This window comes from Streptomyces sp. NPDC102467 (assembly GCF_044765445.1).
In the GTDB taxonomy this organism is placed as follows: domain Bacteria; phylum Actinomycetota; class Actinomycetes; order Streptomycetales; family Streptomycetaceae; genus Streptomyces.
Genome location: NZ_JBIWKA010000012.1, coordinates 154,937 through 181,055, shown reverse-complemented (window position 1 = coordinate 181,055; position 26,119 = coordinate 154,937). Strand labels below are relative to the sequence as shown.

Here is a 26,119-nt window from a genome sequence, read left to right as displayed (position 1 = left end):
CGCGAGAAGCAGCCAGACCGCATCCGGGTATACCGCTCCCCGCAGACGCGCCTGTGATCCCAAGCACTCACTTCCGACTGCCCGTCGTCCGTAGGGACAAACAACTCAACCGGTAAACAACGGCCCACTCATCACGCTACGCGCGGGACGTGTGCGGCGCATACGGAGGGCGGCGCAGAGCACGGAGACCGCGGCGAGCGGTCCCGTGCGGGACTGGATGCGGGACTGGATGCGGGACTCAGTGCAGGACGCTGACCGCGCGGGCGATGACGAGAAGGGATGTGAGGAGGGCGGACACACTCTGCACGCTCATCAGAGCCTTGGCGCGCGTGGACAGGGGCATGGTGTCCGTGGGACTGAAGGCCGTGGAGTTGGTGACCGACATGTAGAGGTAGTCCACCAGCGTGGGCACCCAGTCGGACGAGCCGCTGGCGCCCTCGGCGACTTCCTGGACGGCGTCGTCGTTCTCGTCCTGCGAGAAGCGGAAGTCCGCCAGGGGCAGCGCCGAGCGGGGCACTTGGGTACGGCTGACCGGGCCGCCACGATCCAACTCCCAGTAGGCCAGGCCGAAAACGATGATGTTGGTGAGCCACACCTGCAGCGCGGCCACCAACAGCGCCCTGCCATCCTGCACCCCGGCCCACACCAGCTCATGGATCAGCATGCCGAGCGCCACGAGGTTGCTCGCGGCGATGACCGCCACCAGGGTGAGCGACAGGACGCGGAAGGTCTTGGTCTGCCGGGTCAGGCGCCTCGGATTGATCGCAACGAGCGGCACCAGGAGAACGACTTCCAGAGCGGGCAGCACGTAGCGCGGGGCGATCAGCAGTTGCTGCGGGAGGAAGAGGTACAGCGCGATCGCGGCGAGGGTCGCGATCACGGCGGGCAGCCGGGCCTCTCCCCGCCGCTGGTGCCGGGGGTGCCTGGTCCGAGCTTCCGCTGCTCGCGTACGCGGCACTTCTCATCCTCCTGAATCGCCGTCGGGCGGCTCGCCGGTCACTGGTCGCCGGTCGTCGACGCTGAACGTCACCATGCATGCCTCGCTACGCCCGAGCATGCCCCCGCGCAGCGTTCTCTCACCTGGCGGCGCCTCCGCGGAGCGGGTACCCAGGAGGAGGTCCCGGGCATCCTCTCCGACCTCGGACAGGTGCCCGGACCTGCTGTCGCGCGCGATTCCGCGCTCGCGGTGCCCGACACATCTGTGCCGTTTCACCCGTTCCGCGCAGCGCCTGGCGGGTACTCGCCGCCCCGCGAGATCCGATACCGCGGGATCAGTTCCTGGAAGGCGACGCATGACGACGTACGGCTACTTTCTCTCATCCGAGGAGTTCACTCCGGCGGAGCTGCTCTCCCAGGCCCGGGCCGCCGAGCAGGCAGGGTTCCAGGCGCTGGCGATCTCCGACCACTTCCACCCGTGGAACGACGAGCAGGGCCAGAGCTCTTTCGTCTGGTCGATGATCGGAGCCCTGTCGCAGGTCACGTCGCTGCCCGTGACGACGCTGGTCACCTGTCCCACCGTGCGGATGCACCCCGCGGTCAACGCGCAGGCCGCGGCCACGGCGGCCGTACTCACCGAGGGACGCTTCCGGTTCGGGATCGGCACCGGCGAGGCCCTCAACGAACACATCCTGGGGGACGCCTGGCCCGAGGCCCCCCGGCGCATGGAGATGCTGGAGGAAGCGGTGCACGTGATGCGCCGGCTGTTCACCGGCGAACAGGTCACCCACCGCGGGGCGCATTACACGGTGCAGAACGCGCGGCTCTACACCCTGCCCGACAACCCGCCCCCGCTCTACGTGTCCGGGTTCGGCCCGCAGGCCGCAGCGCTGGCCGGGCGGATCGGCGACGGCTTCGTGACGATGAGCCCGGACGCGGAGCTGGTGGGCCAGTTCCGCCGGGCGGGCGGCGGGCAGAACCCGGTGATCGGCGGCCTGAAGGTCTGCTGGAGCGCCGACCGGGCGCAGGCCGTGAAAACCGTGCACCGGCTGTGGCCCAACGAGCAGCTCCCCGGCGAGCTCCCGCAGGTCCTGCCGACGCCCGCCCACTTCGAGCAGGCCTCCGGCCTCGTCACCGAGGAGATGGTGGCCGACGCCGTCGTCTGCGGCGACGACAGGGACGCGCACCTGGGTGCGGTGCGGGAGTTCGCCGACGCAGGCTTCGACGAGGTCTACGTCAACCAGATCGGCCCCGACCAGCAGGGTTTCTTCGACTTCTACCGCGCCGAGATCCTTCCGCGGCTGCAAGACGCGGCACGCCCGTGATGCCGTTCCTGACGGCGGCCGCCTTCACCACCTGCTTGTGCTGGGACCAGGTCCGCGAGGCCATCGAAGGGGGACGCCGATGACGCGCGACAGGGCACAGCCCGTCCCTGTGCGGCTGGTGCCACTGGGCGGCGAGGGTCCCGAACACGTCACCGGTGACGGCAGCGGCGGGCTGCTGACCGGGGTGGCGGACGGCCGCATCCTGAACGTCGATCCCGCCACTCATCGTGTGCGCGAAGTGGCCCGCACGGGTGGACGCCCGCTGGGCATGACGATGCGGGCCGACGGCACCCTGCTCGTGTGCGACGCCGAACGCGGGTTGCTGTCCGTCGATCTGACCACGCGTGCGGTGCGCGTCCTGCTCACCGCTGCGCAGGGAGTTCCCCTGGGCCTGTGCAGCAATGTGGCGGAGGCCGGGGACGGCACGGTGTACGTGACCGACTCCAGCGCCCGGTACGGCCTGCGGGACTGGAAGCGCGACCTGCTGGAGCATCGCGGCACCGGCCGGCTGATCCGCCTCGCGCCCGACGGATCGGTGGACCTCCTCCTCGACGGGCTCCGGTTCGCCAACGGCGTGGTCCTCACCGAGGGCGGGTCCTGTGCGGTGGTCGCCGAGTCGGGCGCGTACCGCGTCGTCCGCGTCCGGCTCGACGGTGCGCGGGCCGGACAGCACGACGTCCTGGCCGACGCGCTGCCCGGCTTCCCCGACAACCTCACGCTCGGCGACGACAGCCTGATCTGGACGGCGATCGCCGGGCCCCGCGACCCGCTCGTCGATCTGCTGCACCGGGGCCCGCCGGTCCTGCGCCGGTCGCTCGCGGCTCTGCCGCCCCGGGCCCTGCCGGGGCCCCGGCGGTCGGTCCGCGCGCTCGCCCTCGACCCGGCCGGCCGCACGGTCCATGACGTGCGACGCCTCCCCCGCGGCTTCACCATGGCGACCAGCGCTCATCGCGCCGACGGAGGGCTGTGGTTCGGCAGCCTGCGGGGCACGGCACTGGCGGTGACACAGCTCCCGCGGGCATGCGCGTCCGAATGCCGGTAACCCGGATCCCTACATCTCATCGACGCATGTATCGCATCGGCACAACAGCACGAAAGGACTTCTCCGTGACGACGAAGGTCTCCGACCACATCCTCGAGCGCCTGCGCGAATGGGAGGTCGAGCATGTCTTCGCCTACGCGGGCGACGGCATCAACGGTCTTCTCGCCGCGTGGGGACGCGCCGACAACAAGCCCGAGTTCATCCAGTCCCGCCACGAGGAGATGTCCGCGTTCGAAGCGGTCGGCTACGCGAAGTTCTCCGGCAAGGTCGGTGTCTGCGCCGCCACTTCGGGTCCGGGCGCCATCCATCTCCTCAACGGCCTGTACGACGCCAAGCTCGACCATGTGCCCGTGGTGGCGATCGTCGGGCAGACCAACCGCAGCGCCATGGGCGGCTCGTACCAGCAGGAGGTCGACCTGCTGAGCCTCTATAAGGACGTGGCCTCCGACTTCTGCGAGATGGTCACCGTCCCCGAACAGCTCCCGGGCGTCATCGACCGCGCCTTCCGCACGGCGTACGCGCGCCGCACCGTCACGGCGATCATCGTCCCCGCCGACGTGCAGGAGCTCGACTACACGCCGCCCACGCACGAGTTCAAGATGGTCCCCTCCAGCCTCGGCATGGCCTCCTACGCGCCCGTCCCCGCCGACGAGGATCTCCTCAAGGCCGCGGAGATCCTCAACGCGGGCGAGAAGGTCGCCGTGCTCATCGGCCAAGGCGCCCGCGGAGCCCGCGCGGAGGTCGAACAGCTCGCCGAGGTGCTGGGCGCGGGCGTCGCCAAGGCGCTCCTCGGCAAGGACGCGCTGCCCGACGACCTTCCCTACGTCACCGGGTCCATCGGCCTGCTCGGCACCCGCCCCTCGTACGAGCTGATGCAGGAGTGCGACACCCTCCTGGTCATCGGGTCCAGCTTCCCGTACGCCCAGTTCCTTCCCGAGTTCGGCCAGGCACGCGCGGTCCAGATCGACATCGACCCGCACATGATCGGGCTGCGCTACCCCTTCGAACTCAACCTCGTCGGGGACGCCCGCGCCACCCTGACCAAGCTGCTGCCGCACCTGAAGAAGAAGAAGCACGGGAAGTGGCGCAAGAAGATCGAGAAGGACACCGCCCGCTGGTGGGAGGTGATGGAACGGCGTGCCGCCGTCGAGGCCGACCCCATCAACCCCGAGCACGTCGTGCACACCCTCGACGCCCTCCTCCCCGACGACGTGATCCTCGCCGCGGACTCCGGCTCCGCCGCGAACTGGTACGCCCGGCATCTGCGGCTGCGCGGCTCGATGCGCGGCTCGCTCTCGGGGACGCTCGCCACGATGGGCCCGGGTGTCCCGTACGTCATCGGGGCGAAGTTCGCGCACCCGGGGCGCCCCGCGATCGCGCTCGTCGGCGACGGGGCGATGCAGATGAACGGCATGGCCGAGCTGATCACGGCGGCCAAGTACTGGCAGGAGTGGGAGAACCCGCAGCTCATCGTCGCCGTACTGAACAACCAGGACCTCAATCAGGTCACGTGGGAGATGCGGGCCATGTCCGGGGCGCCACAGTTCCTGCCCTCGCAGGCGCTGCCCGACGTGGCGTACGCGGACTTCGCCCGCACCCTGGGGCTCGGCGGTGCGCGGGTGGAGAAGCCGGGCGACGTGAAGAGCGCCTGGCGTCAGGCCCTCGCTTCCGACCGGCCGTTCGTGCTCGACTTCCGCACGGACCCGGCGGTGCCGCCGATCCCGCCGCACGCCACGCTGGAGCAGATCGAGGCGGCGGCCACCGCGATCCTCAAGGGCGACAGCGACACGGTGGACGTACTGAAGCAGGGGTTCAAGTCGAAGGTGCAGGAGATGCTGCCCGGCGGGCGACGGGACAAGTAGGGCCGGTCAAGTAGGGCCCAGGGTGCCCAGGCCGGCGACGCCCGGCCTGGGCACGGGTCTTACCCGCGTGGCTGGGTCCAGCGGAGCAGCGCGCCGAGCCCGCCGGAAGGTCCCGATCCGGGTGCGGCCGCGGCGACGGACAAGGCCTCCGCGCCATTGGCCGCCGCGCACCGCATCAGCGCGTCGTCGGCCCGGGCCGGGGCCGGCTCGTCCGCGCCCAGGGCCAGCACGTCCGTGCGCCGCATCGCCAGCTGGTCGGGCTCCTCCCCCACCCAGACCTCCCGGTGCGCGTCCGGCCCGTCCGCGTCCACCAGCAGCTCGGCGACGCGGTGCTGGCGTGCCGCGTCGACGAGTGCGGGCACGCCGGCCGCCGCCGCTTCGTGACGGCCGCGCTCCGCGGCGAACCGATCGAGGTCCTGCTCGGCCCGGTACGCCACGCACGCGGCGCGGGCGCGCTCCAACTCGGCGTTCAGCAGTGGGCTTCCCGCACCGTGCCGGGCCCTCATGGTCTGGGCTTGCAGCGTCTTGGGCAGCCGGCCCTGGACCGCGGCGCACTCCCGGGCGTCGCCGACGAGCACCAGAAGGTCGGCCCGCGTCTCTGCCTGGCAGCTCGCCAGCGCCGAGGCCAGCTCGGCGACGTTCTGTTCCCAGCTGTTCTCCCCGCTCAGCCGGACCTGCTGTTCCGGCCGGCCGGCGCACGCCTCGATGTCGGCGCCCCTGCGATCGATGTAGGCGACGAGGCACACCGGCTCCGCACCGGCCAGATCGAGCAGGGGGGTGGTGCGAGGCAGCGGCCCCCAGTGCGGCCGGGCGTTCGGCGGCGTACTCAGCGGCACGTCCATGACGACCTCTCCACGGGTGGCGAAGAGCGCGCGGCCGATCGGTTCCCGCGTGTGCTGCAACTCGTCGACGGCCGTCCGGACGGCACGGCAGGTCGCCTCGTCCGCTCCCGCGGAGGCGAGAGCGCGCCGCACTTCGAAGGCCTCCACGGACCGCTCCTCGGTCGTGGACTCGCGGTGCCGGTGTGTGTCGACGTAGACGCTGGCCCACGGTCCGGGCCGGTCGTAGAGCGGAGTGAGGAACGCAAGGTCCATAGCCGCCTCCCACAGGTGTCGGGTGTGTCCGTACGGTGCTGCGTCCGCGGCGCGTACCCGACCTCGGCCCGAGCAGACATGAGGTGCCGCAGGAGATGACGGGAGCATCGTCGAACGCCCTGATCGGAGCTGTCGCAGGAGGAAATCGCGACGTGTGCCCGTGCCGCCGGGGGGTACCCAGGGCCGCATCCCCTACTTCAGGAGTCGCTCGTGACCCAGCATCGCCAGAACGTGTTCGTCCTCGGTCTTGACGAGGGCAATCTGCCTGCCGTCCAGGCCGTCCCAGGCGCTCAGGACCTGCACTTCCACCCCCTCCTGTCCATCGAGGAGCTGCAACAGGGCGAAGTCAGCGTTCCCGACCTGATCGACCGTGCCTGCCAGGTGCTCGACGCGTTCGACGGTTCGATCGACGCGATCGTCGGCTTCTGGGACTTCCCCGTCAGCACGCTGGTGGCCGTACTCGGCGAGCGCTACGGTACCCGTGCCACGAGCCTGGAGTCGGTGGTCAAGTGCGAGCACAAGTACTGGAGCCGCCTCGTCCAGGCGGAGGTCGTCTCGGAGCATCCCAATTTCGGACGGGTCGATCTGGACGCGGACGATCCGCAGCCGCCGGAAGGCGTCTCGTTCCCGATGTGGCTCAAGCCCGCGCTGTCGTACTCCTCCGAACTGGCCTACGGCGTCAAGGACATGACCGAGTTCCGCGAGGCCGTCGAGAACATACGGAACGGCATCGCGCGGGTCGGCCGCCCCTTCGAGTACATCCTGGACCAGCTCGAACTCCCGCCGGAGATGGCCGGTGTCGGCGCTCAGGTGTGTCTGGCCAAGGAGACGCTCGAAGGGCTCCAGGTCGCGGTCGAAGGGTACGTCCACGACGGTGAGGTCACCGTCTACGGCGTACTCGACTCGATCAACTACCCGGACTCCACGAGCTTCCTGCGCCACCAGTACCCGTCGGCGCTGCCGGCCGCGGTGCAGCAGCGGCTGCGGGACGTCTCCGAGCGGGTGATGCGCCGCATCGGCATGAACGAGGCGACCTTCAGCATCGAGTTCTTCTACAACCCGCGCACCGACTCGATCGCGATCCTGGAGATCAACCCGCGGCACTCCCAGTCGCACGCCGAGCTGTTCCAGTACGTCGACGGCGTGCCCAACCACCACTGCATGCTGGCGCTCGCCCTGGGTGACGACCCCGCGCTCCCGAACCGCGAGGGCCCCTACGCGCTGGCGGCCAAGTGGTACTTCCGCTGGTTCGCCGACGGTGTGGTGCGCCAGATCCCGTCCGCCGACGAGGTGACCAAGATCGCCGAGTCGATCCCCGGCGTCCGTATCGACGTCGTCCCCGAGGAGGCGCAGCGCCTCTCCGACGTCGGCCAGCAGGACAGCTACAGCTATGAAGTGGCCCACATCTTCACCGGAGGTGACAGTGAGGAGGAGCTGCGCGAGAAGTACGACCACTGTGTGGCAGCCCTCCGCCTGAGCTTCGACAGCCCGACCGCCCACTCCTCCTGAGAGAGCCATGCGATACGTCGAGAACCTCCCGCACGCCACGAAGGAAGAGGACAACGTCAGGATCCCGATGTCGGACGGCATCCACCTGTCGGCCCGCATCTGGCGTCCCATCTCCTCCGACGGCACTCCCGTCCCCGCCGTCCTGGAGTACATCCCCTACCGCAAGCGGGACCTGAGTTCGGTCCGCGACTCGATCCACCATCCGTACATCGCCGGTCACGGGTACGCGTGCGTCCGCGTCGACCTGCGGGGCACGGGCGACTCCGAGGGCGTGCTCACCGACGAATACCTGGAGCGGGAGCAGGCCGACGCCGAGGAGGTGCTCGAGTGGCTGGCGGCGCAGCCCTGGTGCGACGGCAGCACCGGGATGATGGGCATCTCCTGGGGCGCGTTCGCCGCCCTGCAGGTGGCCGCCCGCCGTCCGCCGAGCCTGCAGGCCGTCGTCATCTCCTCGTTCACGGACGACCGCTACGCCGACGACATGCACTACATGGGCGGGGCGCTGCTCTCCGACAACCTCGGGGAGGCGGGCACGATGTTCGCCTACTCGACCTGCCCGCCCGATCCCGCGACGGTCGGCGACCGGTGGCGCGAGATGTGGCACGAACGGATGGAGTCCGTCGAACCGTGGGTGCTCAACTGGCTGCGCCACCAGCGACGCGACAACTACTGGCGGCACGCCTCGGTCTGTGAGGACTACACGGCGGTCCAATGTCCCGTGCTCGCCTCCAGCGGCTGGGCCGACGGGTACTCGAACGCGGTGGCACGGCTGCTCGGGCGCCTCGACGTGCCCCGCAAGGGCCTGGTCGGCCCGTGGTCCCACAAGTATCCGCACCTGGGCGAGCCGGGGCCCGCGATCGGCTACCTCCAGGAGGTCGTGCGCTGGTGGGACCACTGGCTCAAGGGCGCGGACAACGGCGCGATGGACGGCCCGATGCTGCGCGCGTGGATGCAGGAGAGCGTGCCGCCGTCCACGTCGTACGAGGAGCGCCCCGGCCGCTGGGTGGGTGAGACCTGGCCGTCCGAGCACATCGAGGACACCCCCTATCAGCTCGGTTCCGGCCGGCTGTCGTCCCCGGCCGAGAAGGCCCGGACGCCGTCGAGCCCGAGCATCCAATCGCCGCTGTCGGTGGGCCAGTTCGCCGGAAAGTGGGCCTCGTACAACGCGCCGCCCGACCTGCCCTACGACCAGCGCGAGGAGGACGGCGGCTCCCTGGTCTACGAGACGGAGCCGCTCCCGGAGCGCCTGGAGATCCTCGGGACCCCGCGCGTCGAGCTGGAGGTGAGCGCGGACCAGCCCGTCGCGATGGTCGCCGCCCGGCTCTCCGACGTGGCACCCGACGGCCGCGCCACCCGTGTCACGTACGGCATCCTCAACCTGACGCGCCGCGACAGCACGGACGAGCCCACCCCGGTGGAGCCGGGACAGCGGTACCGGGCCGTGGTCGACCTCAACGGTGTGGCGCAGGCCTTCCCGCCCGGCCACCGCATCCGGCTCTCCCTGTCGACGTCGTACTGGCCGCTCGCCTGGCCGCCGCCGAGCCCCACGCTCCTGACGGTCCATGAGGAAGCCTCCCGCGTGGTGCTGCCGGTCCGTCCCACGGAGAGCGACGACGCCACGGCGCCGGCGCTTCCCTTCGAGGAGCCGGAGGGCGCGCGCCCCCTCACCACCCGGGCCGTGACTCCCCCCGAGGAGCGCTGGGAGGTCACCCGTGACCTGGTGGACTACGGCTCCACCCTGGAGATCGTGAAGGACCGCGGCACCGTCCACTTCGACGCGATCGACCTCGACGTGGCCTGCCGTGCGGTGGAGCGGTACACCTCCACCGCCGACGACTTCACCTCGCCCGCGGGTGAGTCCACCTGGACCATGCGCTTCCAGCGCGACGACTGGGACGTGGAGGTCCGCACCAGCACGACGCTGCGCTGCGACGCCACCACGTTCCAGGTGAACGCGACCTTGGACGCGTACGAGTCCGATCGCCGCGTCTTCTCCCGGACATGGAACGAGACGCTCCCACGGGACGCGCTGTAGGCGGGTTCAGCCGCCCTGCCCCGGCCCCTCGCTGTCAGCGGTCAGCGGTCACCCGCACCGTACGCAGCGAGGGGTCGGTCGCGTCCGGCAGGTTCATCCCCGCCTCGACGCCGGAGGACAGGTAGGCGAGGACGGGCTCGGTGAGGCGTTCGCCCGGCAGGACGGCGGGGATGCCGGGCGGGTAGGGCGTCACCATTTCGGCGGCCACCCGGCCCGCGGCCTTCTCGACGGGCACGTCCTCGGTGCGGGCGAAGAACGCGTCCCGCGGCAGGCACGCCTGCTCCATCCGCAGGGCGCCGGGGTCCGGGACCTCGACCGGCGGCGCCGCGTTCCAGTCCCGGGCCGCGTCGGCGAGCTCCCGCAGCGCCTCCAGCAGCGGCTCGGTGGTCTCCCGGCTGTCCGCATGGGTGATCTGGACGTTGATGCGGCGGTGGTCGGCGAGGTGGACATTGATGTCCCGGTGTGCGCGCAGCCAGTCCGCGGCGCGGTACCCGGACAGCGCGGGCCCGGCGAGGTCGACGACGACAGGGAGCGGATCGAGATCGTCGGCGAGCCCCGGCCCGCAGAAGTCGGCCCGGTCGTTCACATGCATTCCGTCGATCGCCTCGATGCCCGCGCGGACTTCGCCCGCGAGCTCCAGGGCATGGGTCAGCAGTTCATGGCCGTGCAGGGCCATCTGGCGCCGCCAGCCGTCCAGGCCCGCGTAGATGAGGACCGAGGGGCTGGTCGTGCCCCACAGATCGGCCCGGTTCTTCAGCACGGACGGGGCGACGAGGTCGCCCTGCAGATGGAAGACCGACCCTTGTTCGAGACCGCTGCCCATCTTGTGGATGCTGGTCACGCAGACGTCTGCTCCCCCGTCCATCGCCCAGGTCGGGAGGTCGGGGTGGAACGGCAGGTGTGCGCCCCACGCCTCGTCCACCACGAGTGGGCGGCCACGGCGGTGACATACCTCGGCGATACCGCGGAGATCCGCGCAACTGCCGTACGGGGTCGGGCTGGTGACCAGGGCCCCCGAGGCGTCCGGGTGAGCAGTGAAGGCGGCTTCGAAGTCCGCGGGGGACGGCGGGTGGGCCAGGTGCCGCTCCGCGTCCCAGCGCGGCTCGACCCACACCGGCCTGATCCCGGACAGGATCAGGGCGGAGACCACCGCCTTGTGGGCGTCGCGTCCGATCAGCAGCCGCTCGCCGGGGCCGGCCACCGAGAGCATCGCCGCCTTGACCGACAACGAGCTGCCGCAGGTGGTGAAGAACGTGTGCTCGGCGTGCACGGCGTCGGCCATGAGGCTCTCGGCCCGCTTCAGGTACTGGCCGCGCTGGCGCCGGTCGTCCAGGCCGCCGGAGGCGAGCAGGTCCCCGAAGAAGACGGCGTCCCCCAGGATCCTGCGGGTCTCGGGGTCGGCGCCGCGGGCCTGTTTGTGACCGGGCGGGGTGAAGGCCAGCGTGTCGGCCCTGCGGTATGCGTCGAGGGCTTCCAGCACGGGGGCCTGCGTGTGATCCATGGGCATGCTCGCACGTGTTCCCCGAAGTGCTGCTCTTCCCACCTGGAACGCCTGGAACGCACGTCTGCCGCTGCCCCCGGTCGGGGGCAGCGGCAGACGCCTGCGCGGGTGGGTCAGGCCTTGTGCTGCATGCTGCTGCGGGCCGGGTTGGCCTGCTCGGCGGCCTTCGGGTCCTTCTCGCTCGCCTTGGCGCGTACACCCTGCTGGATGCGCTCGCCGATGGACTTGTCGATGTTGGACCAGTACTCGAACGCCCGCAGGAGCACCGGTTCGCTCACGTCGTTGAGCAGGTGCCCCACGACGTTGTCCACGAGGCGGTCGCGTGCGGCGTCGTCGAGGACCTCGCGCACCATGGTGCCCGCCTGGCCCCAGTCGTCGTCCTCGGCGTGGTCGACGTAGGCGGCGCGGGTGATGTCACCGTCCGCGTACCAGCTGGGCGGTGTGCCGTAGCGGTCCGTGTCGGCGGCCGGGCCGCCCTTGGAGTTCGGCGCGTAGACCGGGTCCGTGGTCTTGCGGTAGGCCATGGCCCCGTCTTTGGAGTACGTGTTCACGGGCGCGACCGGGGCGTTGACCGGCAGTTGCTGGTAGTTGCCTCCGATGCGGTGCCGGTGCGCGTCGGAGTAGGAGAACAGCCTCGCGAGCAGCATCCGGTCGGGGCTCGGGCCGATGCCCGGGACCAGGTTGTTCGGCTGGAACGCCGCCTGCTCGATCTCGGCGTGGTTGTCCGTGGGGTTGCGGTCCAGGGTCATCTTGCCGACCTCGACCAGCGGGTAGTCGCCGTGCGGCCACACCTTGGTGAGGTCGAACGGGTTGAAGCGGTAAGTGGCGGCGTCGTCGTACGGCATGATCTGCACGTACAGCGTCCAGCTGGGGTACTCGCCGTCCCGGATGTGCTCGAAGAGATCCCGGGTGTGGTAGTCCGTGTCGGCCGCCGCCATCTGGTCACCCTCGTGCTGGGTGAAGTGTTCGACGCCCTGGTCGGTCTTGAAGTGGTACTTCACCCAGAACCGCTCGCCCTGGGCGTTGATCCACATGTACGTGTGCGAGGTGTAGCCGTTCATGTGGCGCCAGGAGCGCGGGATGCCCCGGTCCCCCATCAGCCAGGTGACCTGGTGCGCGGACTCGGGCGAGAGGGTCCAGAAGTCCCACTGCATGTCGTGGTCGCGGAGATTGTTGTCCGCGCGGCGTTTCTGGGACCGGATGAAGTGCTGGAACTTCATCGGGTCCTTCACGAAGAAGACCGGGGTGTTGTTCCCGACCATGTCGTAGTTGCCCTCGGTGGTGTAGAACTTCAGCGCGAAGCCGCGCGGGTCACGCCACGTGTCGGGGCTGCCGCGCTCGCCGGCGACGGTGGAGAACCTGGCCACCAGTTCGGTCCGGGTGCCGGGCTGGAAAAGGGCGGCCTTCGTGTAGGCGCTGACATCCGCGGTGACCTCGAAATGACCGAAGGCACCGCTGCCTTTCGCATGCGGCTGCCGCTCGGGAATCCGCTCCCGGTTGAACTGCGCCATCTGCTCGATCAGATAGGAGTCCTGCAGCAGGATCGGGCCCCCGGCGCCAACCGTGAGCGAGTGTTCATCGCTTTCGACCGGAGCACCGGAATCCGAGGTGGTCGCTTTACCTGTGACGTCACTCATGGGCTACGTGTGCCTTTCGGTTGGTGATGTTCTCCACGCCTTGACGGGCCCTGGCTCCGGTTCGGCGCATACGGGGGCGCACCGACGTTGTCACCATCCTGCGGCCTCTTCTCCGGCACGGCCATTTATCGGTGTGCGCTCCGACAGCCTCCGAGTGCCCGGGTTGGCGTCGTCGATACGACCCGGCCGGTGACTTTTTCTCCACCGCATCCGTCGTCGCCTTCCTCATCTCATTGAGTCATCTCATTGAGTCATCTCATTGAGTCATCTCATGGCGAAGGTGTCCGGATCCGCGGCCGCCCAGTCGGCGGCCCAGCTCTCGGGCGGCGCGGCCAGCAGTTCGCCGGGGGCGAGCCATGCGTACAACTCGGCGTAGGAGCGGAAAGCGCCGTGGTCCTCGCGGCGCCGCAGCAGGTGGGGGCCCAGTTCCGCGGTGTCGCGGACGCCCATCGCCGCCATGATCTGCAGCGCGCTGTGGACCGTGGCCTGCTGGTAGCGCGTGACCCGCGCGGACTTGTCGACGACGTCGAGGGCGCGGGCGCGGCGCGCGTCCTGGGTGGTCACGCCGGTCGGGCAGTGGTTGGTGTGGCAGCGCTGGGCCTGGATGCAGCCGACGGCGAACATCATGGCGCGGGCCGCGTTGGTGTAGTCGGCACCCAGGGCGAGGCGCTTGACGATGTCGGAGCCCGTCGCCACCTTGCCGCTGGCGCCGATCCGGATCCGGTCCCGCAATCCCGTACCGGTCAGGGCGCTGTGCACGGTGAAGAGACCTTCGGTGAGCGGCATGCCGAGGTGGTCGGCGAACTCCAGCGGTGCCGCGCCCGTGCCGCCCTCCGCGCCGTCCACCACGATGAAGTCCGGGGTGACCCCTTCCGCCGCCATGGCCTTGCACACGGCGAGGAACTGGGTGCGCGATCCGGGGCAGAGCTTGAATCCCACCGGCTTGCCGTTCGCCAGTTCCCGCATCCGGGCGAGGAACCGTACGAGTTCGCGCGGGGTGGAGAAGACCCGGTGGTACGGCGGTGAGACGACGCTCTCGCCTTCGGGAACGCCGCGTACCGAGGCGATCTCGGCGTTGACCTTGCGGCCGGGCAGGACGCCTCCGATGCCGGGTTTGGCTCCCTGGGACAGTTTGAGCGATATGCAGCGCACGGAAGGGTGCGCGGCCTTCTCGGCGAACTGCCGCTCGTCGAAGTCTCCGTCACGGGTGCGGCAGCCGAAGTAGCCGGTGCCGATCTCCCAGACGAGGTCGCCGCCGGGTCGCAGGTGATGGTCGGAGAGTCCGCCCTCACCGGTGTCGTGGGCGAAGCCGCCGCCTGCCGCACCCTTGTTCAGGGCCACGACGGCGTTCGAGGAGAGCGAGCCGAAACTCATCGCGGAGACGTTGAGGAGGGCCATGTCGTAGGGCTCGGTGCAGTCGGGGCCGCCGACACGGACGCGGGGTGGCTTGTCGGCCACGTCCACCGGCGCCATGGACGGCACGAGGAACTCGTAGCCGCGTTCCTGCATGTCGCGCTCGCTGCCGAACGGTTCCTCGGCGTCGACACCCTTGGCCCGTTCGTAGACGATGCTGCGGGTGTCGCGGTCGTAGGGCCTGCCGTCGTAGTTGCGCTCCACGAAGTACTGCTGCAACTCCGGGCGCACCTTTTCCATCAGGAAGCGCAGGTGGCCGAGGACGGGATAGTTCCGCAGCACGGAGTGCCGCCGCTGGGCGAGGTCGTACGCGCCGGTCAGCGCCACGGCCAGGAACGGACCCGCGGCGATCCACCACCACGGGGATGCCAGCAGCGCGAGCAGCACGCTGCCCACCGCGCAGGCCATCAGCAGACCCACGGTCGCGAAACGCTTCATGTTCCTCGTCCCACCTGAAATCTCATCCGAAATCTCACCTGCAGACCCACCCGCAGTCCCACCCGCGGTCCCCCTTGGATCCGGCCGGACCTGCGACGGAAAGGGCCGGGCCGCACAGAGCGGCCCGGCCCTCTCTCCTGCCACACATGGGACCGGCCGTCAGATCGTGGGACGGCCGGGCGTCGTCGGCCCCGCACCCGGAGTACCGGGTGCGCCGGTGCCGGGCCCGCCGTGCGTACCGGGGGTGCCGGAAGAGCCGGGAGCGCCGTAGTACGTGCCGACCTGCTCGTGATAGCCGGCGTCGCCCAGGTGCTTTTCCTTGTCGAACTCCGGCGCGCTCTTGATCTCGTCCTTGGTGCGCGCCACCTGGATCGTCTTCGCCTCGGCGTCGATACCCGTGATGGTGCCGGCGGGCAGCAGGACCTCCTTGCCGAAGATCCACACCCCCGTGTCCACCACGATGTACTGCGAACCGACGTCGTTGGAGTGCTTGTCCACCTTGCCGATGCTGCCGTCGGTCGCTTCGACCTTGTAGCCCGTCAGATCGGCGTTCGGAGTGTGACCAGCACTGGCCGGGTAGTTCCAGATGTTCTCGGTCATGGTGGTACCTCCGTACATCAGTCGCTGTCGGTCAGGCGATACAGGGCTGCACCGTGCGTCCTGTCCGGCGACTCCACCCGACTATCCGAGCGACCCGCCTCTAAACGGGTCTGCTCGGACATGGCCGTAATGGCGAGAATTACATCGGAGTTGTGTTTCCCGTACACCTCTGACCGGCACTGTTACGCCTGGGTCGACGGGCCGCCGCGTCCCCGGTGCGGTCGCCTACTTCTGCCCGTTCTCGAACCACTCCGCCAGTTCGGCGCTGACGCGGGGCACCGTGACGGGGCGGCCGTCCGCCCGCAGTGACTCCGTCGCCGCGACGCCCGCGGCGACGGCTTCGCGGGCCGCGACCGGGCTGGTGTCCGTCGCCCCACCGCTGCGGACGAAGCGCAGGAACTCCGCGACCAGCATCGGGTCGGAGCCACCGTGGCCGCCTTCGCCGGGCGGCGGCATCGGGACGACGAGGTCGGCGTCGGCCCGGTATCCGCTGCGCCGCTTCCAGACGCGGACCTCGGCGGTCTCCCCGTGGTCGCCGAAGTTCTCGAGGCGGCCCTCGGTGCCGATGACCGTGTAGTTGCGCCAGTAGTCGGGGGTGTAGTGGCACTGCTGGTAGCTGGCATGCACGCCGCCTTCGAGGCGCATCACCATCATCGACAGGTCCTCGACGTCGACGACGGGGTTGAGCCCGGTCAGGGACAGCGGGGGCCAGTTGTTCTCGGGGTCGTACCAGTCGGGCATGACGGCGCCGGGCGCCTGTCCCGAGCGGTCGGTGATGTCGCCGTAGACGGTGAGCCCGCCGAGCGCGCTGACGCGCTCGGTGTAGGCGCCGGCCAGCCAGTGGATGACGTCCAGGTCGTGGGCGCCCTTCTGCAGGAGGAGGCCGGTGGTGTTACGGCGGTCGGCGTGCCAGTCCTTGAAGTAGAAATCGCCGCCGTGGCCGACGAAGTGCCGGCACCACACGGCCTTGACGTCGCCGATCTCGCCGCGCTTGATGAGGTCGCGCATCACCCGCACCACCGGCATGTGCCGCATGTTGTGGCCTACGTACAGGCGGGCGCCGCCGGTGCGCGCGGCCTCCAGGACGCGGTCGCAGCCCTCGGTGGTGATGGCCAGCGGCTTCTCCACGAAGACGGCGACCCCGGCCTCCAACAGGTCGATCGCGAGGGCCTCGTGGGTGTGGTCGGGGGTGATGACGAAGACGGCGTCCAGCTCTTCGGCGGCGATCATCTCGCGGTGGCCGGGGTAGGTGTGGACGTCGTCGCCGAACCACTCCCTGGCCCTGCCGAACATGTCGGGCGAGGTGTCGGCGACGGCCACCACCGCGGAGCCCTCGCCGGGGTGGTGGGCCTCCAGCGCGAGGGTGGCGCGCAGACCGAGGCCGATGACGCCGAGGCGCAGGTCGCGCGTGGGCGTACTGCTGCCCGCCGGGGTGGTGGAGACGGAGGAGGTGTCGGTCACGCGTACTCAGCCCTTCATGCCGGAGAAAGCGATGCCCTGGATGAACTGGCGCTGCATGGCGACGAACACCACGATCACCGGGAGCGTCGCGAGGAGGGACCCGGCCATCAGCACCGGGTATTCGGTCAGGTGAGCGCCCTGGAGGGAGGCCAGACCGGCCGACAGCGGCATCTTCGCCGGGTCGGTGTTGACGATCAGCGGCCACATCAGGTCGTTCCATGACCAGAGGAACGTGAGGATGCCGAGGGCGAGGAGCCCGGGGCGGGCCAGCGGCAGGGCGATCCGCCAGAAGACGGTGAACGGGTTGGCGCCGTCGAGGCGTGCCGCCTCCTCCAGCTCCTCGGGCAGTCCCATGAAGAACTGGCGCAGCAGGAAGGTGCCGAAGGCGGAGAACATGCCGGGGACCACGAGGGCCTGCATGGAGTCCAGCCAGCCGAGGCTCTGCATGATCTGGTACTGCGGCAGCAGGAAGAGCTGGCCCGGCACCATCAGCACGGCGAGGAAGCCGAGGAAGATCGCCCCGCGCCCGGGGAAGCGGATGCGGGCGAAGGCGTAGGCCGCCATCGAGCAGAGCACCAGTTGGGCCGCGGTGCGCAGCAGCGCCATCACGACGGTGTTGATGAACTGCTGTCCGAACGGGACCCCGTCGAAGACCTTCTTGTAGTTCGAGAAGTCCCAGTGCGAGGGCAGGATCGTCGGCGGTACCTGTACGGACTCGCCGAAGCTCTTGAAAGAGGTGAGCAGCTCCCACACCAGGGGGAAGACAGTAATGACCGCGCCCAGGGTGAGCAGGACATGGGCGGGCCACATCCGGCCCTCGCGGCTCGCGCGCCGCGTCGACTCACGCATAGTGGACCCACCTCTTCTGCAACCGGAACTGAACGGCTGTCAGCGCCATGATCAGGACGAACAGCACACAGACGATGGCCGCTCCGTAGCCGCGCTGGTTGTCGAAGAACGCCTTCTGGAAGAAGAGCATCACGACGGTCTGGCCCTCGCCGTAGGCGGGGTTCTGGAGCGAGTTCTGCGTGTTGGCACCGATGATCAGATACACCAGGTCGAAGACCTGGAGGGACTGGATCACCGAGAGCACGGTGGTGAAGAACAGGGTGGGGCTCAGCAGCGGCAGGGTGACCGAGAAGAACTGCCGCACCCGTCCCGCGCCGTCGAGCGCCGCCGCCTCGTAGTAGTCGCCGGGGATGCTCTGGAGCCCGGCGAGCAGCAGGATCATGTTGTAGCCGACGGTCATCCACACGCCGACGATCGCGACCGCGAAGCGGATGGTGTGCGGGTCGGAGACCCAGTAGGTGCCGTCGATGCCGATCGAGGACAGCGCGTGGTTGAGGATGCCGGCGTCGCCGTTGTAGAGCCAGCGCCAGACCACGGCGACGGCGGCGGGCATGGTGACCACGGGCAGGAAGTAGAGCGTGCGGTACACGCCGGTGCCGCGCAGGCCCTTGATGTTGAGCAGTACGGCGAGCGCCATCGACAGCGGGATGCCGAGCAGCACCAGTCCGGTGTAGATGCCGGTGTTGCCCAGGGAGTGCCAGAACTCCGGGTCGCTCACGAGCGTGCGGTAGTTGGTCAGGCCGATCCAGCTGGTCCCGCCGAAGGCGCCCCACTCGGTGAAGCTGTAGTACAGCGTCTGCACCACGGGCCACAGGTAGAAGACCGTGAGACCGAGACCGGCCGGGGCGATCAGTGCGTAGCCCCACCACTTGTCCCGGTGCCGGAAGCGGCGCTCGCGTCGGCGCAGCGCCCGCTGGTCCAGCGTGTCCGGCCGGCTGCGCTGTGCCGGTACGGCAGTGTCCGTACGCACGTCGAGGCTCATCAGGACCGGCCCTTTCTCTCCTGCGCGAGCAGCAGGTTCATCGCGTCGGTCAGGGAACCGGTGGCGCCCTTGAGGCTCTCGTCGCCGCTCCACGCCTTGGCGAGCCACATCTGTTCCTTGTGCTGCCAGGCCGAGCTGTTGGCGGAGCCGGGGAAGGGCACCGCGTAGTCGAGTGCGTCCAGGTGCACCTGGAGGTCGAAGCGCGGCATTCCGGCGGCCCACGGTTTGGCGGTGCCGTTGCGGGCCGGGATGGCGGTGCCGTACTTGCCTTGGAGCAGCGAGGCACTCTCGCTGCCGAGGAACCTGACGAACTCGCGGGCCAGTTCCGGGTGGGGCGTACGGGCGTAGACGACGTTGGCCAGGCCGTGCAGGACGGTGGCGCGCCGGCGGCCCTTGGGCATCGGCGCGACGTCCACCTTGGCCCGCAGTTCGGGGTCGGCGTAGAACGTCGCCGCGTTGTAGGACGCCTCGTAGGTCATGGCCAGCGTCCCCGACTGGAACATCTGAGTGGGGTCCGTGTCGGTCATCTGCTGCAGGGACGGCGAGGCCCGGTAGCGGTGGATCAGGTCGATCCAGAGCTGCAGCCCTTCCCGGGTGTGCTCGTCGGAGTACCCGGAGTGCCGCTTGTCCTTGGAGATGACCCAACCCCCGGCCTGGGGTATCGAGTTGTAGTAGTTCTCCTGCGCGCGGACCGGGGCTCCGACACCGTAGATGCCGCGTTTGCGGTCGGTGAGCCGCTGGGCGTTGGCGATCAGGTCCTGCCAGGTCCAGGTGTCATCGGGGTAGTCGACCTTGGCCCGGTCGAAGAGCTCTTTGTTGAACCACAGGGCGACGGTGTCGAAGTCCTTCGGAGCTCCGTACTGGGTGCCGTTCCAGCGGTAGAGCGACATCAGGTCCGCGGGGAAGTCGCCGGGCCGCAGCACGGCGTCGGCCCCTTCGGTCTCCAGGGGCAGGAGTTGTCCCGCGTCCGCGTAGAGGCCGAAGTTGGGGCCGTTCATCCAGAAGACGTCCGGGGCGGAGCCGCCGGTGCACGCGGTGCGCAGTTTGGTCCAGTACGTCCCGTTCGGAGTGAGCTGGACATCGACACTGACCCCGGGCCGGGTGCGCTCGAACTCCTTGGCCGCCCGCTTCATGGCGGGCAGCTGGTAGACGTCCCAGACGCCGTAGGTGATGCGGCCGCGCCGGGAGTCGCCGCCGGACGAGGCCGATGGTGACGCGGAGGAACTGCAGCCGGACGCGAGCGGGGCCGCCGCGAGCGTCGTGGCGGCAGCCGCCGTGAGGAGGGAACGTCTGCGCACGCGGGGCCTTCCTGGGTCGGACCGGGGCCACGGCCCCGCCCGCGCGGGAGAAGCCGTGAAGCCACCAGTGGTCGATCCGGGGGGCGCCGCCCCACACCGGAATACCCAGACGCTATTTGCTCGAAGTTGACGCGTCAATGGCTGTTTGAATCAACTTTACGCATTCGATGCCCAGGTCGCGGCGCGATGTCCGGGCAGTCGAACAGCCGCTCAGTCGATTCCCGAGCGCTCCACCCCCGCCACGATCCACCGCTGGAACAGCAGGAACACCACGAGCAGCGGCACGATGGACACCGCGGCCGCGATGAACAGCTCGTGCAGGCGCACCACTTGGGACGTGCTGAACGAGGACAGGGCCACCTGCACCGTCCACGCGTCGCGGTCCTGGCCGATGACCAGCGGCCACAGGAACGCGTTCCAGGCGCCGATGAAGACGATGGTGCCGACCGCCGCGAACACCGGCCGGGCGTTCGGCACCACCACGAGCCAGTACGTGCGCCAGTAGCCGAGCCCGTCGACCCGGGCCGCGTCCTCCAGCTCCCCGGGGAAGCCGAGGAAGTACTGCCGGAAGACGAAACAGGCGAACGCGGAGAACAGCGTCGGGACAATGAGCCCGCGCAGGGTGGAGACCCAGCCGAGCGACGACACCAGGACGAACGTCGGCACGAACGTCACCGCCGCCGGGACCATGAGCGTGCCGAGGATCGCGTAGAAGACCTTGTTCGCGTGCCGGTACGGGATGCGGGCGAGACCGTATCCGGCGAGCGAGGCGAGCAGCAGGGTGCCGAGGGTCGTCGCGACGGCGATGAGCGCCGAGTTGAGGAGGGAGCGCGCGAAGGGGACCGAGGTGTCGCCGAACAGCTCGCGCAGATTGCCCCACTGCACACGCGAGGGGAAGAACGTCCAGTCGGGCGAGGTGATGTCCTGCTCCGTGGCGAGTCCGTTGCGGACGAGCAGGTAGAAGGGGATGAGGAAGAGCGCCGCCAGGGCGATCAACAGGACGAGCCGCACGGCTCGCCCGGCGCGGACGAGGGCGTCGCCCTCCTGGATGGGCGGCATCAGTCCGCCTCCTTCCTGCCGAGGCCGAACCACCGCGCCTGCCCGATCGTCACCACCGCGATGATCAGGGCGAGCAGCACCGCTCCGGCGCTGCCGAGGCCGAGGTTCTGACCCTGGCCGAGGGCCGTGTAGTAGAGGTAGACGAGCGGCGGGCGCGCATAGGGCGGGTAGCCACGGGAGTCGGAGAGCAGGTTGTAGAACTCGTCGAAGGCCTGGAAGGCGTTGATGACGAGCAGCAGCACCACGGCGACGGAGGTGGCGCGCAGCTGGGGGAACGTGATGTGCCGGAACACCTGCCAGCCGGGCCGGGCCCCGTCGACGGCCGCCGCCTCGTACAGCGTCGGGCTGATCCGTTGCAGGCCCGCCAGGAAGAGGATCATGTAGAAGCCCGCCTGGAGCCAGAGCCGTACGGTGACGATGACCAGCCAGTACCAGGGCGGGTCCGTGGTGGACAGCCAGGCGACCGGGTCCGAACCGGCGTACCCGAGCAGCGTGTTGGCGAGCCCGAACCGCACTCCGCTGAAGAGCGACATCTTCCAGATCAGCGCGGCGACGACGTAACTGCAGGCCGCGGGGAGGAAGAAGACCGAGCGGAAGAACGCCTGGGCGCGCTTCAGCCGGTTGACCATCAGGGCGAGCGCGAGCGAGGCGGCGTAGGTCGTCGGCACGATGAACAGGGTGAAGACGCAGAAGGTCAGAAGGCTGCTGCGGAACGCGTCGTCCCGCAGCAGCGCGAGGTAGTTGTCGAGGCCGACGAAACGGTCGGGGGTGACGGTGTTGTGGGCGTCGAAGAAGCTCAGCCAGACACTCCAGCCGAGCGGGACGTACGTGAACAGGCCGAGGCCGAGGACGAAGGGGCCGACGAAGACCCAGAACCACCACGTGCGGCTGCGTTCGGCCCGCCGTCCCGGCGCGTGCGGCTGCGCGGCGCTCACTTGGACGTCACGCGGGCCAGCTCCGCGGACACCTTCCGCACGACTCCCTTCAGTTCGCTCTCCGGGTTCGCGCCGTTCTTGATGACGCGGCTGAGGGCGTCCTGGTACGCGGTCTGGGCCGCCGGGGTCCACAACAGCGGCTGCGCGTAGCCGTGTTCGGTGGTGAAGCGGACGGCGTCGGCCGCCGCGCCGTCCTTGAGCCGGTCCGCCTTCTTCGCGAGCGAGATACGGGCCGGGATGTGGAAGCCGTACCCGAGCGCGAAGTCCTCCTGGTAGTCGGTGCGGTCGATCCACAGCCACTTCAGGTAGTCCTTGCCCGCCTGCTGGTGCGCGCTGCGCGTGGAGACCGCCGCGGAGTACGCGCCGACCGGCACCGACGGAGCGCCGTGCGTGCCGTCCCCGGGGAACGGCAGCACGCCGAAATCGTCGCCGAGTGCCTTCTGGATCGCGGGCAGCGCCCACAGCCCGGACCACTGCATGGCGGTGAGCCCCTGGGTGAACGCCGACGGGTCCGACCAGTCGGTGGGCGCGCCGAGCAGCAGTGACTTGTCGGCGTACAGCTGGTGCAGCTTGCCGAGGGCGCGGGCGGCCGCCGGGTCGTCGAAGCCGACCTTGCCGTCGTCGGTGACGAACGAGAGACCGGCGGCGTAGAGCGGGGTACCGCCGAGCGCGCCGGCTCCCGCGTCGTTGCCGAGGAAGAGGCCCTTGACCTTTTTACTCGTCAACTTCTTTGCCGCGTCGACGAGTTCGTCCAGGGTCCCGGGCGGCCGCACTCCGGCGTCGTCGAGCAGGCTCTTGCGGTAGAAGAGCATCTGCATGTCGATGACCTGCGGGATGCCCCAGATCTTGCCGTCGTACGTCTTCGGGGCGAGCACCGCCGGGTTGAAGTCGTCCTTGACGCCTTCGAAGAGGTCGGTGAGGTCCGCCACCTGCTTGCCCTGGATCTGGTCCAGGGTGGGGCCGTTGACCTCGAAGACGTCGGGGCCGGACTTGGTGAGCAGGGCAGCGGCCGTCTGCTGGTCGTAGTTGCCCGGCCGCCACTGGACGCCGACCCGTGCCTTCTTGTAGGCGCCGGCGTACTTCTTCACGGCCTGCTCGGTGCCCTGCTCGCCGTACTGGTGGTACCACTGCGACAGTTCCGGTCCGCTGCCGGATCCGCCCGCACCGTCGCGGCCCGTGTTGGACCCGCAGGCGGTGAGCAGTCCGAAGGCGGCGCCGGTGGCGAGCAGTCCCCTGCGGCTGATGGTCATGTCGGTTGTCCCCAGTCTCCATCGGCCGGGCGCTCTCGTGTCTGCCCGGCGGTCTCGGTGCGGTGCGAACCTCGTGTGTCTGTCCCGACGGCCCAACGATCAACCCTGCACGGGGTTTTCGACAGAAGTGATACGGGCGTGTGTCACCGTGGGCGGACCGCTCCGGCCCACGGCAGGGCGCCCGGCACGTCTCAGTTCCGCGTGCCGGGGAACCCGGGGTCCTGTGGCCGGCCGAGCACCACCTCCGCCTCGTCCGCGACGAGCCGGACCTCGCGCACGTTCCAGACCCGCCCGGTCATCGGGGTGCCCGCGGCCGTGGTGTGGGCCGCCACGGCCAGGGCGAGGTCGCCCCGGTCGGAGACGAGGAGCTCTGCCTCGGCGGTGACGTCGTCGGAGAAGTGCAGGGCGATGCCGATCGGTACGGGATCGGCGCCGAAGCCCGCCGGATCGGGCAGGTCCCCGATCCGGCAGCGGGCGCCCGCGAAGAGGTGGGTGTGGGCGCACTCGGCCGGGAAGGAGCCGTCGCGTGGGGAGCCGGGGCGCGGATCAGGCATGGGGGACCTCCGGGATGTGAGGGATCCAAAAGATTCAAGGGATGCGAGGGATGCGAGGGATGCGACGAAAGAAGTCTGCCCATCGGCCGGCGCGGTTCGGTCTCGCGGACGCCCCGCCGGCGCGCAGGGGCAGGCACATGGCCGCACATCGCATCACAGGGCAGGGATCCCCGCCCGGGACAGGAGGAAACCGTGGCTGACTTCGACGCTTTCACCGCATTGGCCGACTCCCCCATCCACGTCGTCACCACGGCCGCCCACGGGGAACGCGCGGGCTGCCTGGTCGGCTTCGCCGGCCAGTGCTCCATCGAACCCGTCCGGTTCGTCGTCTGGCTGTCCAAGGTGAATCACACCTACCTCCTCGCCCGGACGGCGCAGACCTTGGTGGTCCACCTTCTCGACCGCCGGCAGCACCGTCTCGCCGAGCGGTTCGGGGCTCTCTGCGGCGCCCGGCACGACAAGTTCGCGGACCTGGACTGGTCCGAGGGGCCGGGCGGGGCGCCTGTCCTGACGGACGCGCTCGCCTCGTTCGCGGGCCACATCCGCGACCGGTTCGACGGTGGCGACCACGTCGCGTTCCTCCTCGACCCGGACCGCATCCGTGCCTCCGCGACGGACCGGGGACCCGCGCTCTCGCTGCAGGACACGCTCGGTATCACCGCCGGACACCCGTAGACGCCGTCTCGACGCCCCCTCTCGGCGTGCCGCTCGGTGCTGTCTGGCACAGGCTGAGTACGCGCCACGTCCATCTCAGCCGACGCGTCACCTGAGGGAGCAGTGCACGATGCCCACCGATGCCTTCCATTCGGAAGTGTCTCTGACGGTCAATGGCAGCCCGTACTGCCTCCCTCTCGACCACCGCGCGACGGTGCTGGACGTCCTGCGCGAGCAGCTCGGTCTCACCGGCGCCAAGAAGGGCTGTGACCACGGCCAGTGCGGCGCCTGCACGGTGCTCGTCGACGGGCGGCGCGCGAACAGCTGCCTCATGCTGGCCGTCGCCCACGAGGGCGCCGACATCACCACGGTCGAGGGGCTGCGCGGCGCGACCGAAAACGACGCCGCCGACGCCGCCGACACCGACGCGCTGCACCCCCTCCAGCAGGCCTTCCTGGAGCGTGACGCCTTCCAATGCGGGTACTGCACGCCGGGGCAGATCTGTTCCGCCGTCGGCGCCATCGCCGAGGCCGCCGCGGGAGACGCCTCCCACGTCACGCTGCCCGGCGCGGCCACCGGCGCGCCCGTGACACTGACCAGGGACGAGATCCGCGAACGGCTCAGCGGCAACCTGTGCCGCTGCGGCGCCTACCCGCACATCGTCGAAGCCGTCGAGGACGTGATCCGATGAAGCCCTTCAGCTTTGTGCGCGCCCGCACCGTGGAGGAAGCGACCGCGGCCCACGCGGGCCGGCCGGGCTCCCGGTATCTGGGAGGCGGCACCAACCTCGTCGACCTGATGAAACTCGGCGTGGAACAGCCGCAGACCCTGATCGCCGTCGACGATCTGCCCCTGGACTCCGTCGACGAACTTCCCGACGGATCCCTTCGCGTGGGCGCCACGGTGAGCAACAGCGGCCTCGCCACCCATCCCCTGGTCCGGGACCGCTACCCCGTGCTGGCGCAGGCCCTGCTCGCCGGTGCGTCGGGCCAGTTGCGGAACATGGCCACGACCGGCGGCAACCTGCTGCAACGCACCCGCTGCCCCTACTTCCAGGACACGGCGAAGCCCTGCAACAAGCGTGAGCCCGGGTCCGGGTGCGGCGCGCGCGACGGTGTGCACCGTGATCACGCGGTCCTCGGCCACTCGGCGCAGTGCATCGCGACGCACCCCTCCGACCTCGCGGTCGCGCTCGCCGCGCTCGACGCCCGGGTGGAACTGCGGGGCGCCGCGGGCCCGCGCTCCCTGCCCGTGACGGAATTCCACCGGCTGCCCGGCGACCGCCCCGACCGTGACACCGAGATCGAGCACGGTGAGCTCATCACCGGAGTTCTGCTGCCTCCCACGGCCGCCGGGCTGCCCTCCGCGTACCGCAAAGCACGCGACCGGGCGTCGTACGCGTTCGCCCTGGCGTCCGTGGCGGTGGTCCTCGACGTGCGGGACGCCGTCGTCCACGATGCCCGTATCGCCTTCGGCGGTCTCGCTCACCGGCCCTGGCGCGCGCTCCGTGCCGAGCAGGAGCTGGTGGGCGGTCCCGCCACCGACGACGCGTTCCGGCGGGCTGTCGACGCCGAACTCGCCGCGGCGCTGCCGCTGCGGGACAACGCCTTCAAGGTTCCTCTCGCCCGCAACCTCGCGTGCGACGTGCTGCGGCGCCTGGCCGGCGCCCCCGCCTCCTGACTCGC

The 26,119-nt window shown here is 69.9% G+C and carries 21 protein-coding genes and 1 pseudogene; 8 read left to right on the top strand and 14 right to left on the bottom strand.

What is annotated here, in order from left to right:
- Positions 1–238: 238 nt before the first annotated feature.
- A complete protein-coding gene (locus ACIREE_RS25695) occupies positions 239–958 on the bottom strand; it encodes a hypothetical protein (RefSeq protein WP_404156554.1) in 720 nt (239 codons plus the stop codon).
- 334 nt (positions 959–1,292) lie between these two features.
- Between ACIREE_RS25695 and ACIREE_RS25690 the strand changes: the two genes are divergently transcribed.
- The 3 genes from ACIREE_RS25690 to ACIREE_RS25680 all read left to right on the top strand — a co-directional run bounded on the left by ACIREE_RS25690 (position 1,293) and on the right by ACIREE_RS25680 (position 5,165).
- Positions 1,293–2,261 carry a TIGR03557 family F420-dependent LLM class oxidoreductase gene (locus ACIREE_RS25690; protein WP_404156551.1) on the top strand — a complete coding sequence of 323 codons (969 nt, stop codon included), beginning with the start codon at positions 1,293–1,295 and terminating at the stop codon, positions 2,259–2,261.
- Between the two features lie 79 nt (positions 2,262–2,340).
- Positions 2,341–3,303, top strand: a complete 963-nt coding sequence (locus ACIREE_RS25685) for an SMP-30/gluconolactonase/LRE family protein (RefSeq protein WP_404156548.1) — start codon at positions 2,341–2,343, stop codon at positions 3,301–3,303.
- A gap of 65 nt (positions 3,304–3,368) precedes the next feature.
- Positions 3,369–5,165, top strand: coding sequence for a thiamine pyrophosphate-requiring protein (locus ACIREE_RS25680; protein ID WP_404156545.1), 1,797 nt, complete (start codon positions 3,369–3,371; stop codon positions 5,163–5,165).
- Between the two features lie 59 nt (positions 5,166–5,224).
- Here the strand turns inward: ACIREE_RS25680 and ACIREE_RS25675 are convergent, their stop codons facing one another.
- Positions 5,225–6,259 (bottom strand): hypothetical protein, encoded by a 1,035-nt coding sequence (locus ACIREE_RS25675; RefSeq protein ID WP_404156542.1) that lies wholly within the window; start codon positions 6,257–6,259, stop codon positions 5,225–5,227.
- Positions 6,260–6,469: 210 nt separating this feature from the next.
- On the opposite strand from ACIREE_RS25675, the gene ACIREE_RS25670 reads away from it, so the two are divergent.
- Positions 6,470–7,768: an acetyl-CoA carboxylase biotin carboxylase subunit family protein gene (locus ACIREE_RS25670; RefSeq protein ID WP_404156539.1), complete on the top strand. Its 1,299-nt coding sequence runs from the start codon at positions 6,470–6,472 to the stop codon at positions 7,766–7,768.
- A gap of 7 nt (positions 7,769–7,775) precedes the next feature.
- Positions 7,776–9,803: a CocE/NonD family hydrolase gene (locus tag ACIREE_RS25665; RefSeq protein ID WP_404156536.1), complete on the top strand. Its 2,028-nt coding sequence runs from the start codon at positions 7,776–7,778 to the stop codon at positions 9,801–9,803.
- 34 nt (positions 9,804–9,837) lie between these two features.
- On the opposite strand, the gene ACIREE_RS25660 is transcribed toward ACIREE_RS25665, so the two are convergent.
- The 12 genes and pseudogenes from ACIREE_RS25660 to ACIREE_RS25605 form a co-directional block, all read right to left on the bottom strand.
- Positions 9,838–11,310, bottom strand: coding sequence for an aminotransferase class I/II-fold pyridoxal phosphate-dependent enzyme (locus ACIREE_RS25660; RefSeq protein WP_404156533.1), 1,473 nt, complete (start codon positions 11,308–11,310; stop codon positions 9,838–9,840).
- A gap of 107 nt (positions 11,311–11,417) precedes the next feature.
- A complete protein-coding gene (locus ACIREE_RS25655) occupies positions 11,418–12,941 on the bottom strand; it encodes a catalase (RefSeq protein ID WP_404156531.1) in 1,524 nt (507 codons plus the stop codon).
- Between the two features lie 264 nt (positions 12,942–13,205).
- The gene (locus ACIREE_RS25650; RefSeq protein ID WP_404156528.1) at positions 13,206–14,792 is read right to left on the bottom strand and encodes an FMN-binding glutamate synthase family protein; all 1,587 of its coding nucleotides are present in this window, start codon (positions 14,790–14,792) and stop codon (positions 13,206–13,208) included.
- 264 nt (positions 14,793–15,056) lie between these two features.
- Positions 15,057–15,392: pseudogene (locus ACIREE_RS25645) on the bottom strand (PRC-barrel domain-containing protein); the annotation flags it as partial.
- Between the two features lie 225 nt (positions 15,393–15,617).
- Positions 15,618–16,853, bottom strand: coding sequence for a Gfo/Idh/MocA family protein (locus tag ACIREE_RS25640; RefSeq protein ID WP_404156525.1), 1,236 nt, complete (start codon positions 16,851–16,853; stop codon positions 15,618–15,620).
- A gap of 6 nt (positions 16,854–16,859) precedes the next feature.
- The gene (locus ACIREE_RS25635) at positions 16,860–17,702 is read right to left on the bottom strand and encodes a carbohydrate ABC transporter permease (protein ID WP_404156522.1); all 843 of its coding nucleotides are present in this window, start codon (positions 17,700–17,702) and stop codon (positions 16,860–16,862) included.
- Entirely contained in the window at positions 17,695–18,684 is a 990-nt protein-coding gene (locus tag ACIREE_RS25630; protein WP_404156519.1) for a carbohydrate ABC transporter permease, read from the bottom strand. Before ACIREE_RS25630 ends, ACIREE_RS25635 begins: the two co-directional genes overlap by 8 nt.
- Positions 18,684–19,982: an ABC transporter substrate-binding protein gene (locus tag ACIREE_RS25625; protein WP_404156516.1), complete on the bottom strand. Its 1,299-nt coding sequence runs from the start codon at positions 19,980–19,982 to the stop codon at positions 18,684–18,686. Before ACIREE_RS25625 ends, ACIREE_RS25630 begins: the two co-directional genes overlap by 1 nt.
- Before the next feature lie 210 nt (positions 19,983–20,192).
- A complete protein-coding gene (locus ACIREE_RS25620) occupies positions 20,193–21,041 on the bottom strand; it encodes a carbohydrate ABC transporter permease (RefSeq protein ID WP_404156513.1) in 849 nt (282 codons plus the stop codon).
- Positions 21,041–21,976: a carbohydrate ABC transporter permease gene (locus ACIREE_RS25615; protein ID WP_404156510.1), complete on the bottom strand. Its 936-nt coding sequence runs from the start codon at positions 21,974–21,976 to the stop codon at positions 21,041–21,043. The genes ACIREE_RS25620 and ACIREE_RS25615 overlap by 1 nt, the downstream gene beginning before the upstream one ends.
- Complete coding sequence (locus ACIREE_RS25610; RefSeq protein ID WP_404156507.1) at positions 21,973–23,226, bottom strand: ABC transporter substrate-binding protein; 1,254 nt, start codon at positions 23,224–23,226, stop codon at positions 21,973–21,975. Before ACIREE_RS25610 ends, ACIREE_RS25615 begins: the two co-directional genes overlap by 4 nt.
- Positions 23,227–23,417: 191 nt before the next feature.
- The gene (locus ACIREE_RS25605; protein WP_404156504.1) at positions 23,418–23,780 is read right to left on the bottom strand and encodes a hypothetical protein; all 363 of its coding nucleotides are present in this window, start codon (positions 23,778–23,780) and stop codon (positions 23,418–23,420) included.
- 192 nt (positions 23,781–23,972) lie between these two features.
- On the opposite strand from ACIREE_RS25605, the gene ACIREE_RS25600 reads away from it, so the two are divergent.
- The 3 genes from ACIREE_RS25600 to ACIREE_RS25590 all read left to right on the top strand — a co-directional run bounded on the left by ACIREE_RS25600 (position 23,973) and on the right by ACIREE_RS25590 (position 26,114).
- Positions 23,973–24,455 (top strand): flavin reductase family protein, encoded by a 483-nt coding sequence (locus ACIREE_RS25600; protein WP_404156501.1) that lies wholly within the window; start codon positions 23,973–23,975, stop codon positions 24,453–24,455.
- A 109-nt stretch (positions 24,456–24,564) separates the two neighbouring features.
- Positions 24,565–25,125 carry a 2Fe-2S iron-sulfur cluster-binding protein gene (locus ACIREE_RS25595; protein WP_404156498.1) on the top strand — a complete coding sequence of 187 codons (561 nt, stop codon included), beginning with the start codon at positions 24,565–24,567 and terminating at the stop codon, positions 25,123–25,125.
- Positions 25,122–26,114 (top strand): FAD binding domain-containing protein, encoded by a 993-nt coding sequence (locus ACIREE_RS25590; protein ID WP_404156495.1) that lies wholly within the window; start codon positions 25,122–25,124, stop codon positions 26,112–26,114. Before ACIREE_RS25595 ends, ACIREE_RS25590 begins: the two co-directional genes overlap by 4 nt.
- Positions 26,115–26,119: the final 5 nt, after the last annotated feature.